Here is a 13080-nt window from a genome sequence, read left to right as displayed (position 1 = left end):
AATCTAAATAAAACAGCAATAAAACTTGAAAATTTAACCTATGAAAAAAACGGCAAAAAACTTCCTATATTCTACAATATGACAATACCAAGCGATGAAGAAATAAAAAACATATATAAGTTGAATAATGAAGATTTCAATGAAATTATAATAAAACAATCTGCACTCTCTTCTAAAAGCTCTTTATTCATAATTGCAAACGTAAAAGAAGAAAATAAAGAAAAAGTAAAAGAAGCATTAGATAAATACATGATAAATTATGAAAAAATATGGAAAGAACAAGATAAGACAGAATACAATCTTGTCTTAAACAGAACATTCTACGAAAACGGAAATTATTTTATATATGTAATTTCTTATGATAACAATGAGGTAATGGATACAATTTTATCTCTTTTTGAAGAGAAAGAGAAATAATAAAAAAGACCCTTAAGGGTCTTTTTTATTTTAATATATCTTTACTTCTGTCAACATATGTTGTATGTAAAATTTCATGAGCTTTATGAGAATTTGGCTCACCTAAATATTCTTCATAAACTTTTTTAACCGCTGGATTATCATGAGATTTTCTTGTTGGTCTAACGTTCTTATCTTGGTTATATAATACTTTTGCTCTTTCTTTTGCAAGAGATAAACCTGCATTAATAAGTTGACTGTTTACGATTGGTTGACCACCACCGTTTACACATCCGCCAGGGCATGCCATACATTCGATAAAGTCATAATCAGTTTCACCTTTTTTAACTTTATCCATAAGTTTTCTTATGTTTGCTCCACCGTGAACAACAGCAACTTTTATTTCTTTATCACCAGCTTTGATTACAGCTTCTTTAAGTCCTTCAAGACCTCTTACTTCTTCATAATCAATTTTTTCAGATACTTCACCGGTGATGGCTTCAACTGCAGTTCTTGCAGCAGCTTCCATAACCCCGCCTGTTGCACCGAATATTACACCGGCACCTGAACTTTCACCATAAATTGGATCAAATTCTTCATCTTCAAGATTTTTAAAGTCAATACCTGCTTCTTTAATCATTCTTGCAAGTTCTCTTGTTGTGATACATACATCACTGTCATAGTTATCGCCTTCCATTAATTGTTCTCTTCCAACTTCAAATTTCTTAGCAACACAAGGCATAACACTTACAACATAAATATCATCAGGATTAATATTATTTGTTTCAGCATAATGTGTTTTTATTAAAGCACCTGCCATCGCTTGAGGTGATTTACAAGAAGAAAGGTTTGGAATAAGTTCTGGGAATTCTTGTTCACAGAATTTAACCCATGAAGGACAACAGCTTGTAAGCATTGGAAGAGTTCCTCCGTTTGTAACTCTGTCTACAAGTTCATGAGCTTCTTCCATAATTGTCATATCAGCACCAAAGTCTGTATCAAAAACTTTATCGAAGCCAAGTCTTCTTAAAGCAGCAACCATTTTACCTGTTACATCTGTGCCGATTTCATATCCGAATTCTTCTCCAAGAGCAGCTCTTATTGCAGGAGCAGGTTGAACAACAACATGTTTGTTTTCATCACATAATGCTTCCCATACTTCATCTACATTTACTTTTTCAGTTAAGGCACCTACAGGACAGTTAATAACACATTGTCCACAGTTGATACAGTTTGTATCAGCTAAATAATCACCTTTAACAGGTCTTGCTTTTGAATCAAATCCGTTATCTTTACCGATTAAAGCACCGATACCTTGAATTTTACTACATGTGTTTATACATCTTTTACAGAAAATACATTTAGATTCATCTCTTACGATTGAAACAGATTTATCATCATATGCATCTGATGAAAAATCTCCGCTGAAAGGAACTGTGCTTACTCCTAAATCATTTGCAAGAGTTTGAAGTTCACAGTTTCCGCTTCTTATACAAGTTGTACAATCTCTGTTATGGTCAGAAAGTGTAAGTTCCATTGTATTTTTTCTTGATTCTCTTACTTTAGGAGAGTTTGTAAATACTTCCATTCCTTCTTTTACAGGGAAGTTACAAGCACTTCTTAAAACATCAGAACCTTTAATTTCAACTACGCACATTCTACAAGCACCAATTTTGTTATGTTCTAAGAAACATAATGTAGGAATATTAATTCCGATTTGTCTTGCAGCTTCAAGAACCGTTGTTTTATCTTCAACGCAAACATCAACATTATTTATCTTTAAATTTACCATCTTTTCATTTACTCCTTGACTACTCTTTTATAAAATCAGAACTGAAATTTTCAAGTGCACTTAAAATAGGAGCTGCACCCTTTTGTCCTATAGGGCAAAGAGTTCCGATACTCATATTTTTTGCAATTGCTTTTACTTTGCTGTAATCATCTTTTTCTGAAATATCAGAAACGATTTTCTTAACCATTTCATCCATTCTTTTTACCCCAACCTTACAAGGGAAACATTTACCGCAAGATTGAATTAATAAGAATTGTAAGTAATCTGATATTTCTTTTGCCATATCAGTTGTTTCATCGATAACAACAACAAGAGCAGTACCTCTTATTATTCCATTCATCATTAAAGCCATAAAGTTTACAGGTTTAGAAACTTCAGAAGCTGGTAAATATTCACCATAAGGAGCTCCTACTTTGATAGATTTAACATTTCCTGTTGCACCGCCTGCAAGTTCAATAAGTTGTTCATATGTAACGCCGTTTTCAACATTGTAAATTCCAGGATTTTTTACTTTACCACCGATTGCAACACCTTTAAATCCTTTTTCAGGAAGTGTTTTATAGCTGTCTTGAACAATTACAAGTAAGTTAGCTAAAATTTCTGCATTTACATTTAAGCCTTCTTTGCTTTCTTTTACAACACTTATTTCTTTATCTAATAAACCGTAAGCTTTTGCATCGTTAACAGCTTTTGATACTCTTCTAAATGCAAGGTCATCTTTTGCTACAATATAACCTTCTTTTGCACCGCTTACTTCCATAACAATAAGCATTGATTCAACAATTACGTGAGGAGCTTCGATTAAAACTTTATTGTCTGCAGCAGCTAAAGCATCTAGTGTTTCGCAAACAACAACCTCAGCACCTTTCCAATTATCACAGCAAAGTTCGTCTTGTTTTCTTCTATCAACAAGTAAAGCATCACTTGCAAGTTTAATTACATCAACTTCGCCTTTTAAAACTTTTTCTTTTGCTTTGTAACCATCAAATGCTATATAATCATCGATACATTCAGGATTTGTTGCACCACAATATTTAATAGCATTTTTCTTTTGATTAACCAAAACTTTTGGATCAACTTTTTCCATAACTTCTTTTATTTACCTCCAAATAGTTTATATATAAGACTTTAAACGAAAAATCTTATTATTCCTTTTTATTACACATTCACAGTTATAATATCAAAATATGTCTAATTTTTCAACTTAATTTAAAATAGAAAAATAAAAAAACTCACTTGTTTTAAGTGAGTTTTTCATTATCTTTTATATCTTCATCATTTTTTTCATCTTTAGGAAGATAATACATACACTTTTCGTTTAGTGATGAAATATAAAAAGGTACCGTATTTAATGTACACACTCCTTTTTCTTGAAATTTACAATCAAGGGTACAAATAATATTAATCATGAATCCTCTCCAAATATAAGTAATTACTATGAGTATTGACGTTTTTGTGCTAAAATATAAAAAAATATCTTTTTATTATGAAGGAAAAACATGGAAGAAGGAAAATTAACCAATCATACATTACAAAAAATCCTATTTGATAAAATTAATATAAATAACAAAGAAGTTTTAATAGGTGCAGGAATAGGTAAAGACACTGCCCTTTTAAATTTTGAAGGAGATTTATTTTCAATATCCACAGACCCAATAACGGGAAGCAAAAACGGAATAGGAAGACTATGCGTAAATATTTCATGCAACGATATTGCAACATCAATGGCAACACCTGTTGCAATGATGGTAACAATGCTTATTCCAACCTATGCCAATATAGAAGATGTAGAAGAAATAATAGATGAAATTCTTCTAACCTGCGAAGAAAATAATGTTGATTTAATCGGAGGACATACAGAAGTAACTTCAAGCGTAAATAAATTTATTTTAAGCGGAGTATGTATCGGAAGAAAAGAAAATATTGTTAATCCTACCCCAAAAGCTAATGATAAAATTGTAATGAGCAAATATGCTGGGCTTGAAGGAAGTGCCATTATTACTCTTGACTTAAAAGATGAAGTGGAAAAGTTTTTGACAAAAGAAGAAATATTAAAAACATCAAAATTAATAAAAGATACTTCCGTAATAAAAGAAGGTTTAATAGCAAAAAATCTTAACGTGAGTCTTCTTCATGATGCAACAGAAGGCGGTATTTTAGGGGGAGTTTGGGAAATGGCAGAAAATTCAGGGCTTGGGGCAATTATAGATATTGATAAAATATTAATTTTAGATGAAACAAAAAAAATCGCAAAGCATTTTAACATAAACCCATATAAGCTAATATCCAGCGGAGTAATGTTGTTTATAACCGATAATGACGAGAAATTAATAGAAGAATTAAATAAACAAAATATACCTTCATCCACAATAGGATATTTAACAAAGGAAAAAGAAATTTACATTTTAAAAAACGGAGTAAAAGAAATATTATCTCCGCCATCACAAGATGAATTATATAAAGTAATATAAAAACAAGCATTTAGCTTGTTTTTTTAATACTTACTTATTGCATTTACAGGACAGCTTTCTATTGCTTCCCTTGCAAGTGTTATTTCAGAATCATTTTCAGGATTCCTTATTACACCTGCTTTACCATCAGACTCTATTTCAAATATATCTTCACATATGGATGTACAAAGACCACAGGAAATACAGCTGTCTTTATTTATTCTAAGTTTCATTTTAATCCTCCTTAAATTTATCAATTAATATTATTTACCAGTAATTTTTTTATATTCTTTATTTTCTTATAAAATAAAAAATTAATAAAAATACAATATAAAGAGAATTACTACCTATAAAAAAAAGAGGCATAAGCCTCTTTTTTTTATTATGATAATTCCAAAGCACCGGTATATAGTCTGTAATATGTACCGTGTTTTTTGATAAGTTCTTCATGGTTACCTCTTTCAATAATAGTACCATGTTCCAAAACTATAATTGCGTCTGAGTTTCTTATTGTAGAAAGTCTATGAGCAATAACAAATACGGTTCTTCCTTCCATCAACTTATCCATACCGTCTTGAACGATTTTTTCTGTTCTTGTATCAATACTTGATGTTGCTTCATCAAGAATAAGTACAGGAGGGTTATTAAGAGCAGCTCTTGCTATACTAAGAAGCTGTCTTTGTCCTTGAGATAATTCTTCACCTGTTCCAGAAATAACCGTATCATATCCTTCAGGTAACATCTTAATAAAATGGTCGGCATTTACTAGTTTTGCAGCAGCATATACTTCTTCATCTGTTGCATCAAGTTTACCATATCTGATATTTTCTTTTATTGTTCCCGTAAACAAGTTTGTATCTTGTAAAACTATACCAAGAGACCTTCTTAAATCTTCTTTCTTTATTTTATTTACATTGATTCCATCATATCTGATTTTACCATCGGTAACATCATAGAATCTGTTTATTAAGTTTGTTATTGTTGTTTTTCCTGCGCCGGTTGAACCTACAAAGGCAATTTTTTGACCGGGTTTTGCATAAATATTTAATTTATGTAAAACTATTTTTTCAGGATTATACCCAAACGTCATGTCAATAAATCTAACATCACCATTTAACTGAGTATAAGTTACGCTTCCGTCTCCATGAGGATGTTTCCAAGCCCATTTTCCTGTTCTCTTTTCACTTTCCGTAATATTACCATCTTCATCAATATTTGCATTAACTAAAGTAACATATCCGTCATCTTGTTCCCCTTCTTCATCCATCATATCAAATATTCTCTCAGCTCCTGCAAGAGCCATGATTATAGGGTTTAACTGACCTGAAATTTGACTGAATGGGAAGTTAAAGTTTCTTGTAAGTTGAAGGAATGAAGCAATACCACCAAGAGTAAGTCCTCCAACGCCTGAAATGGCAAGTGCACCACCTAAAATAGCTGTTAAAACATATTGTATATATCCAATATTCGCTATTACGGGAATAATAATGTTAGCATATTTATTTGCCTTTGCAGAACTTTCATAAAGCTGATCATTTATTTTATCAAAGTCCACCTTACTTTGTTCTTCGTGACAGAATACTTTAACTACTTTTTGTCCACTCATCATTTCTTCCACATAACCATCTAGGATACCTATGTTTCTTTGTTGTTTTGCAAAGTATTCACCACTTTTTCCACCAATTATTTTGGTTGCAAGTGTCATAATTGCAATCATGCAAATTGCAAGAAGAGATAAAGGAATGCTAATATAAATCATTGCACAGAATACCGCAACAACTGTTACTATTGCAGAAAATACTTGAGGTAAACTTTGACAAATCATCTGTCTTAAAGTATCGGTATCATTTGTGTAAAGACTCATAAGTTCTCCGTGAGGATGAGTATCAAAGTATCTTATTGATAAAGTCTGCATATGTTCAAACATATCATCTCTTACTTTTTTAAGAACACCTTGACCGATATTTACCATTAATCTCATATAAATGAATGTACAAGCTACACCAACATAATATATACAAGCAAATGTTAAAATCGCTCTTACAACAATTGTAAAATCAGGAGCAACACTATTTATTAAAGGTGTAATACAATCATCTATCAAGTACATCAAAAATACAGAACTTGCCATACTTGCAATAGAACTTATAATAATAGAAACAAATACGAATATAAATTGTATTTTATAACTTTTTAGTGCATATTTTAAAAGTCTAGCAGCTGTTTTCAAATAATGAGGCTTTTTATTTGTTCTTTTATCCATTATTCTTGGCCTCCCTTCATTTGAGAATTATATACATCTTGATATATTGCATTTGTCTTTAGAAGTTCTTCATGAGTACCGATTTGGTCAATTCTACCATTATCAAGAACAATTATCTTGTCGGCATCTTCAACTGAAGAAATTCTTTGGGCAATAATAATTTTTGTAGTTCCCGGTATTTTTTCTCTAAAAGCTTGTCTGATTAGAGCATCTGTTTTTGTATCTACGGCACTTGTAGAGTCATCTAAGATAAGTATCTTAGGTTTTTTAAGAAGTGCTCTTGCAATACATAAACGTTGTTTTTGTCCACCTGAAACATTTGTACCGCCTTGCTCTATTTTTGTATTGTATTTATCTGGGAATTCACTAACAAAACTATCTGCTTGCGCAAGCATTGATGCTTGAATAATTTCTGCATCTGTTGCATCAGGATCTCCCCATCTTAAGTTTTCTTTTATTGTTCCAGAGAATAGTGTATTCTTTTGAAGAACCATTGCAACTTGGTTTCTTAAAGTTTCCAAATCATAATCCCTTACATCTATACCTCCGACTTTAACCTGACCTTTAGTAACATCGTAAAGTCTTGGAATAAGCTGAACAAGAGAAGATTTTGAACTACCTGTACTACCTATAACTCCGACAGTCTCACCTGAATCAATATGTAAATTTATATCTTTTAGAGGAAGATTGTTTCCGTTTCCTTCATCTTTTCCATATGTAAAATCTACATTTATAAAGTCAATAGAACCATCTTTAACATCCATAACAGGATTTTCTTTATTTTTTAAAGTACTTTCTTCAACTAATACTTCCACAATTCTTTCTGCTGAAGTTTGTGCCATTAAAACCATAACAAATACCATTGATAAAACCATTAAACTTGATAATATCTGGCTTGCGTATACAACAAGACTTGTTAACTCTCCTGTTGTCATTGTTCCCACAACAATAAACCTTGCAGAAAAATATGAAATAAGAAGAATACATGTATATATTGTAAATTGCATTACCGGAGCATTAAGAGAAACTATTTTTTCGGCTTTTGTAAAGAATTTATAAATAAGTTTAGAAATACCATCAAATTTTTCAATTTCATGATCTTCTCTTACATATGCCTTAACAACTCTTATACCCGTTACGTTTTCTTGAACAACACTATTTAGTCTATCATATGTATTAAATACTCTTTCAAAATGTGGATGAGCTTTAATAGCTATTAAGAAAAGTAATAATGCAAGCACCGGAATTGCTATAAAGAATATAATAGCAATATCAAAATTAATTTTAATTGTGAAAAACAATGCAAATATCAACATGATTGGTGCTCTTATAAGAAGTCTTACTATCATTTGATAAGCCATTTGAACATTTGTAACATCAGTTGTAAGCCTTGTAACCAAACTTGCAGTAGAAAATTTATCTATGTTTGCAAATGAAAAATCTTGAATTTTATAAAACATATCTTTTCTTAAATTTCTGGCAAATCCCGCAGAAGCTTTTGCGGCATATTTCCCTGCCAAAGTACCTGTTATTAGAGAAATAATTGCTAAAAAGAATAAAAACAACCCTAATTTTATTATGTAATTAAGATTTCCGTTTGCAATACCGATATCAATAATATCAGCCATATAAAAAGGTATTAATACTTCCATTAATACTTCAATAATTACATAAAAAGGTGCAAGAAAAGAATCTTTTTTAAATTCTCTAATGGAACCCATTAATGTTTTTAACATACATATACCTCCCAACAAAATTAATTTCATAATAAGAAAATAGTAACTATTTGAAATTATTTAACATTTTTTCTGTTATCGCAAAAAAAGCATCAATTTCCTCTTTAGAAAGCCCATTTTTTAATGTTCTTTCCATATTTTTAATATCTTTTCCTATTTGTGATTTTATGCACAAACCTTTCTTTGTAACAACAATTTTTTTAAGCCTTGCATCATAATCTACACTTACTCTTTCAATAAGCCCATTTTCTTCCATGGTATTCAATATTCCTGTAACGGTAGAACGTCTATAAAACAAACATGCTTCAATATCTTTTTGGAATATATCTCCTTCTGATTCTGTAACATGACAAATTATTCTTCCTTGAACACCTGTGATGCCATAAGCTGCCATTTTTTTATTCATTTCTTTACTAATTTCATTTGATAATCGTCTTATTATCATTCCAACTTCTTTTTTTGCTTTCATAATTTACCCTCTTATTATGTTAGTTACCTAACTATCATGTTAGCTACCTAACTATTATATGAATATTTTTTTAATTGTCAATAAAAAAATTTTATTTTTCATTTTGTTTTCACAAATTGTTTTCATAAAAAAAAGATAACCTAAGTTATCTTTTTATTTGCATTTAAAAAATATTTAAATGATATATAAAAAATTAAAACACCTATAATGGTCATAAGTAAACTATAACTCATAATATCCGATAAAATCGGAAGTGAAAAAAGATGATTGCAAATATTAAAACTTATATGAAAAACACATGACATAATAAGACTTTGTGACTTCTCATAAATATATCCAATTATTATTCCCGCAATAACCGCATATGTACTTTGAATTATATTCATATGCATGATGCCAAAAATCAACGCCTGTAAAATTATTGCGGTTTTAAAATTAACATATCTTTTTAAGTTATTATATACTACTCTCCTTAACATAAATTCTTCGCTTATGGGGGTAATAATGCCAACAGAAATAATATTAATTAAGACTCCTCCTGAGGAAAGCAAAGCCATTGTTTCCGTATAACTGGATGAATATTTTGTAAGATCAAAAATATCAATTATACCCATGGAAAACATAAAAAATGATATTCCAAGGAAAATAATACTTACGATATATTTAATATTTTTTTGATTTTCATATAAATGAAAATGTAGTTTCTTATTTTTTAATAAAATAAATCCAAAAAATATAATATTAATCAAAGAAGATATTAATAGAATAAAAACAGTATTTTCACTTATGTATGATGTTAAATCCTCTAAGTCATATATTCCCTTTTTCATGCTTGTTAATGCATAGTAAAACTGAAAAGCAATACTTACTCCTACTTGAGAAATCAACCAAAAAATAACGGGATATATACATAAAAATATCTTTTTTATTATATTATCTTTCTTCATTAAAACTCCTATATATATTTATGTGTTATTTTGTAATTTCCCTTTTCGTCTATTTCCATTATTCCATAACTTCTTTTGCCATAGCCTCTCATGCTTAAAGTTCCCGGGTTAAACAAATGAACACCGCTCATATTTATGTTTAGTTTTTCATGAGTATGTCCAAACAAAACAATATCCGCACCTATTTCACATGCTTTATAAAAAATCGAACTATAAGTATTTTTTACTCCGTACAAATGTCCGTGAGTCATAAAAATTTTTTTACCATGAAATTCAAAAAAGATTTCTTCTATCTCCTTCATAAAGTCACAATTGCCTCTGACTTTTTTTACTTCAACATTTGTTAAATCAAAATCAACATCATCTATATCGTTATGATGATCGCCCAAGTGAAAAAGATAATTAAATTTCTTTTCCTTTCTTAAAACTTTCTCAAGTGTTTCTATATCTCCGTGTGTGTCGCTTACTATGAGTATTTTGTCCATATTACACCTCGACTCATTTAAGTTTTTTATCAAGTATTTCTTTAGCTTTTGTAAAAGCTCTTCTTCTGTGACTTACTGAATTCTTTTCGTCAAATGTAAGTTCAGCATAAGTTTTATCAAGACTTTCTATATAAAACAAAGGATCATACCCAAAGCCGCCATCTCCGACTTCTTTAAAACCTATTTCCCCCTCAACTTCACCTCTTACGGTTTCAACACTTCCGTCTTCATAACATATTCCTACACAGCATACAAATTTAGCTTTTCTGTCTTCTTTTTTTACACCTTCCAAAGCTTTTAATAGTTTCTTATTATTCTTATCATCATCTTTTTCTTCTCCTGCATATCTTGCAGAATATATTCCGGGCTCTCCGTTTAAATAATCTACCATAAGTCCGGAATCATCACCTAAAACAAGCTTACCAGTTTTTTTATTGATGGCTTTAGCTTTTATAAGTGCATTTTCTTCAAAGCTTTTTCCATCTTCAACAATATCATCAACAAAGCCTGCTTCTTCCATGCTTATTACTTTATAATCTGTTAATATACTTTTTATTTCTTCTAATTTATGTTTATTTGCAGATGCTATTATTACTTCTTTCATTTTAACCTCTATTTACTAAGCCCTAAAACTTCTCTTTGAATATCAATTAATTCTTTTATTCCTTTTTTTGCAAGAGAAATAAGTTTTGTAAGTTCTTCTTCTTTTACAGGTCTTTCTTCTCCTGTTACACCAAGTTCAATAAATTCACCATATTCGTTCATTACAACATTCATATCCGCAATTGCACTTGAATCTTCAACATAACATAAGTCAAGAAGAGGTTCGTTATCTACAATACCAACGCTTATTGCCGCAACAAAAGATGTAAGAGGAAGTCTTTCAATATCTCCCTTTTCAACCATTTTATTTAAAGCATCATATAAAGCAACAAACGCTCCGGTAATACTTGCAACTCTTGTACCTCCGTCAGCTTGGATAACATCGCAGTCTATCATTATTGTTTTTTCTCCAAGAATTGATAAATCAACAACACTTCTTAAACTTCTGCCTATAAGTCTTTGTATTTCTGCACTTCTTCCGTCTAATTTAAGTCTGTTTATATCTCTTTTTTTTCTTGTTTGTGTTGAAGAAGGTAACATTGAATATTCACATGTTATCCATCCTGTTCCCTCTCCTCTTAAAAACGGAGGAACTTTATTTTCTATAAAAGCAGAACATATAACTTTTGTATTCCCTACCTCTATTAAAACGCATCCATCAGGATACATTGTATAATTTCTTGTGATTTTTACCGGTCTTTTTTCATCATAATTTCTTTTATCAATTCTTTCCATCAACTCACTCCTTTATTGTCTTTCTTCGTTTGAATAGTCGTTTACAAGTTCAGTTTCAATTATACCATCTTTATTATCATTTTGGTCTATCACAAATCGAACTTTTTTTATATCATCAGAATTTTCTTTTACCGTAAGTGCAACACTGTTTTTATATAAACTTAACATTGTCTTGTCCATTAAAGAAAATTCTTTGCTTAAATGTATATATACACTCTCCCCTTTTACTATTACATCTTCTATATTTGCTGTGGTTGCAAATATCATTGAAGAATATTTTTTCGTATTGCATATGGTAAAATGATTTATAAGTATATCTTTTAAGCTTAAATCTGATTTATCTGTATACACACTATACGGTATATAATTATATACGTTTTCACATTTTTTAGCAATATACATAGTATGTTTTGATTTTGAATTTTTATTTTTCTCAATTTCATTTATGTTTTCACGATAATATAATTTATTCATTTCACTGCCATATGTAAGAGTTTCTTTATCTCCCATTTCAAAACTTACGCTGTCAACATTCTCAAATTCAGTAAGAGCATAAACAATTGAAATAATAAATGCTTTTTCATCTTCTTCATCCACAAATTGAGCCTTTTCACTTAAATCCACCTTTGCTGTATTATCTTCTAATTTTACACTTTTAATACTACCTGCAATTACCGTTGGGAAAAGTCCGTTTTTACTTGCTACTTCTCCGTTTTCTTCATTATCTGTCATAAGATTTATTACGTTATCAAATTTTGCTTCTTCACTTGAAACTATTCTTGTAAGAGGCACAACATATGAATCTGCCGTTTTATAATAAACGGTTATTTTACTTTTGTTTGATTCAACTTCACTTTTTATCGAACCAGTTATTTTATCCTGCATTCTTGAAATCATTGTAGGATCTTTTATTGTTATGTAAGAAAGCCCTATAATAGATAAAAGCAATAAGAATTTAATTATTTTTCTCATAATAAAACCTCTGTTTATAATTTTTATAACACAAATTTATTTCATATTAAAAATATGATTATCACTAATCTTTTAATTTCTTAATTTTTCCCTTAAGAACATGTCCATATAATCTCATTATATCTTTATAAAATAAATAATATGGGGAAATTACAAAAACGAAATATTTTATATACTCTCTTTTCTGTAGCAGATTTTTTATAAAACCATATTATACCTTGAGGAGGTAGTA

The 13080-nt window shown here is 29.9% G+C and carries 14 protein-coding genes; 2 read left to right on the top strand and 12 right to left on the bottom strand.

The window, feature by feature from the left end:
- A partial coding sequence (locus tag FGQ49_RS07710; protein ID WP_138269291.1) for a DUF4358 domain-containing protein occupies positions 1-417 on the top strand: 417 nt, incomplete at its 5' end.
- A gap of 25 nt (positions 418-442) precedes the next feature.
- Here FGQ49_RS07710 and FGQ49_RS07705 read toward each other — a convergent pair.
- The 3 genes from FGQ49_RS07705 to FGQ49_RS07695 form a co-directional block, all read right to left on the bottom strand.
- The gene (locus FGQ49_RS07705) at positions 443-2188 is read right to left on the bottom strand and encodes an NADH-dependent [FeFe] hydrogenase, group A6 (RefSeq protein ID WP_138269290.1); all 1746 of its coding nucleotides are present in this window, start codon (positions 2186-2188) and stop codon (positions 443-445) included.
- Between the two features lie 19 nt (positions 2189-2207).
- Positions 2208-3275, bottom strand: coding sequence for an NADH-ubiquinone oxidoreductase-F iron-sulfur binding region domain-containing protein (locus tag FGQ49_RS07700; protein WP_138269289.1), 1068 nt, complete (start codon positions 3273-3275; stop codon positions 2208-2210).
- A 154-nt stretch (positions 3276-3429) separates the two neighbouring features.
- Positions 3430-3597, bottom strand: a complete 168-nt coding sequence (locus FGQ49_RS07695) for a hydroxymyristoyl-ACP dehydratase (protein WP_138269288.1) — start codon at positions 3595-3597, stop codon at positions 3430-3432.
- A gap of 90 nt (positions 3598-3687) precedes the next feature.
- Between FGQ49_RS07695 and FGQ49_RS07690 the strand changes: the two genes are divergently transcribed.
- On the top strand, positions 3688-4659 hold the full coding sequence (locus tag FGQ49_RS07690) for an AIR synthase family protein (protein WP_138269287.1): 972 nt from the start codon (positions 3688-3690) through the stop codon (positions 4657-4659).
- Positions 4660-4682: 23 nt separating this feature from the next.
- Here the strand turns inward: FGQ49_RS07690 and FGQ49_RS07685 are convergent, their stop codons facing one another.
- The 9 genes from FGQ49_RS07685 to FGQ49_RS07645 form a co-directional block, all read right to left on the bottom strand.
- Positions 4683-4871, bottom strand: a complete 189-nt coding sequence (locus FGQ49_RS07685; RefSeq protein WP_138269286.1) for a ferredoxin — start codon at positions 4869-4871, stop codon at positions 4683-4685.
- A 149-nt stretch (positions 4872-5020) separates the two neighbouring features.
- Positions 5021-6901, bottom strand: coding sequence for an ABC transporter ATP-binding protein (locus FGQ49_RS07680; RefSeq protein WP_138269285.1), 1881 nt, complete (start codon positions 6899-6901; stop codon positions 5021-5023).
- The gene (locus tag FGQ49_RS07675; RefSeq protein ID WP_138269284.1) at positions 6901-8637 is read right to left on the bottom strand and encodes an ABC transporter ATP-binding protein; all 1737 of its coding nucleotides are present in this window, start codon (positions 8635-8637) and stop codon (positions 6901-6903) included. The genes FGQ49_RS07680 and FGQ49_RS07675 overlap by 1 nt, the downstream gene beginning before the upstream one ends.
- A 46-nt stretch (positions 8638-8683) precedes the next feature.
- The gene (locus FGQ49_RS07670) at positions 8684-9106 is read right to left on the bottom strand and encodes a MarR family winged helix-turn-helix transcriptional regulator (RefSeq protein ID WP_138269283.1); all 423 of its coding nucleotides are present in this window, start codon (positions 9104-9106) and stop codon (positions 8684-8686) included.
- Between the two features lie 140 nt (positions 9107-9246).
- The gene (locus FGQ49_RS07665) at positions 9247-10053 is read right to left on the bottom strand and encodes a CPBP family intramembrane glutamic endopeptidase (protein WP_138269282.1); all 807 of its coding nucleotides are present in this window, start codon (positions 10051-10053) and stop codon (positions 9247-9249) included.
- A gap of 8 nt (positions 10054-10061) precedes the next feature.
- Positions 10062-10538 carry a YfcE family phosphodiesterase gene (locus FGQ49_RS07660; protein WP_138269281.1) on the bottom strand — a complete coding sequence of 159 codons (477 nt, stop codon included), beginning with the start codon at positions 10536-10538 and terminating at the stop codon, positions 10062-10064.
- Positions 10539-10551: 13 nt separating this feature from the next.
- Positions 10552-11142 carry an XTP/dITP diphosphatase gene (locus FGQ49_RS07655; protein ID WP_138269280.1) on the bottom strand — a complete coding sequence of 197 codons (591 nt, stop codon included), beginning with the start codon at positions 11140-11142 and terminating at the stop codon, positions 10552-10554.
- An 8-nt stretch (positions 11143-11150) separates the two neighbouring features.
- Positions 11151-11876, bottom strand: a complete 726-nt coding sequence (rph, locus tag FGQ49_RS07650) for a ribonuclease PH (RefSeq protein WP_138269279.1) — start codon at positions 11874-11876, stop codon at positions 11151-11153.
- 12 nt (positions 11877-11888) lie between these two features.
- Positions 11889-12848, bottom strand: coding sequence for a GerMN domain-containing protein (locus FGQ49_RS07645; protein WP_138269278.1), 960 nt, complete (start codon positions 12846-12848; stop codon positions 11889-11891).
- Positions 12849-13080 lie beyond the last annotated feature (232 nt).

Origin of the sequence: Anaerofustis stercorihominis (genome assembly GCF_005844425.1) — a bacterium.
In the GTDB taxonomy this organism is placed as follows: Bacteria; Bacillota; Clostridia; order Eubacteriales; family Anaerofustaceae; genus Anaerofustis; species Anaerofustis butyriciformans.
Note: the sequence above shows the minus strand (reverse complement) of the source record. Positions and strands in the feature narration are given on the sequence as shown.

Coding starts and splice junctions, on each gene's coding strand:
- FGQ49_RS07700 (WP_138269289.1), bottom strand. CDS start 3,275: ATGGAAAAAGTTGATCCAAAAGTTTTGGTTAATCAAAAGAAAAATGCT.
- FGQ49_RS07690 (WP_138269287.1), top strand. CDS start 3,688: ATGGAAGAAGGAAAATTAACCAATCATACATTACAAAAAATCCTATTT.
- rph (WP_138269279.1), bottom strand. CDS start 11,876: ATGGAAAGAATTGATAAAAGAAATTATGATGAAAAAAGACCGGTAAAA.
- FGQ49_RS07665 (WP_138269282.1), bottom strand. CDS start 10,053: ATGAAGAAAGATAATATAATAAAAAAGATATTTTTATGTATATATCCC.
- FGQ49_RS07670 (WP_138269283.1), bottom strand. CDS start 9,106: ATGAAAGCAAAAAAAGAAGTTGGAATGATAATAAGACGATTATCAAAT.
- FGQ49_RS07655 (WP_138269280.1), bottom strand. CDS start 11,142: ATGAAAGAAGTAATAATAGCATCTGCAAATAAACATAAATTAGAAGAA.
- FGQ49_RS07685 (WP_138269286.1), bottom strand. CDS start 4,871: ATGAAACTTAGAATAAATAAAGACAGCTGTATTTCCTGTGGTCTTTGT.
- FGQ49_RS07705 (WP_138269290.1), bottom strand. CDS start 2,188: ATGGTAAATTTAAAGATAAATAATGTTGATGTTTGCGTTGAAGATAAA.
- FGQ49_RS07695 (WP_138269288.1), bottom strand. CDS start 3,597: ATGATTAATATTATTTGTACCCTTGATTGTAAATTTCAAGAAAAAGGA.
- FGQ49_RS07675 (WP_138269284.1), bottom strand. CDS start 8,637: ATGTTAAAAACATTAATGGGTTCCATTAGAGAATTTAAAAAAGATTCT.
- FGQ49_RS07660 (WP_138269281.1), bottom strand. CDS start 10,538: ATGGACAAAATACTCATAGTAAGCGACACACACGGAGATATAGAAACA.
- FGQ49_RS07680 (WP_138269285.1), bottom strand. CDS start 6,901: ATGGATAAAAGAACAAATAAAAAGCCTCATTATTTGAAAACAGCTGCT.
- FGQ49_RS07645 (WP_138269278.1), bottom strand. CDS start 12,848: ATGAGAAAAATAATTAAATTCTTATTGCTTTTATCTATTATAGGGCTT.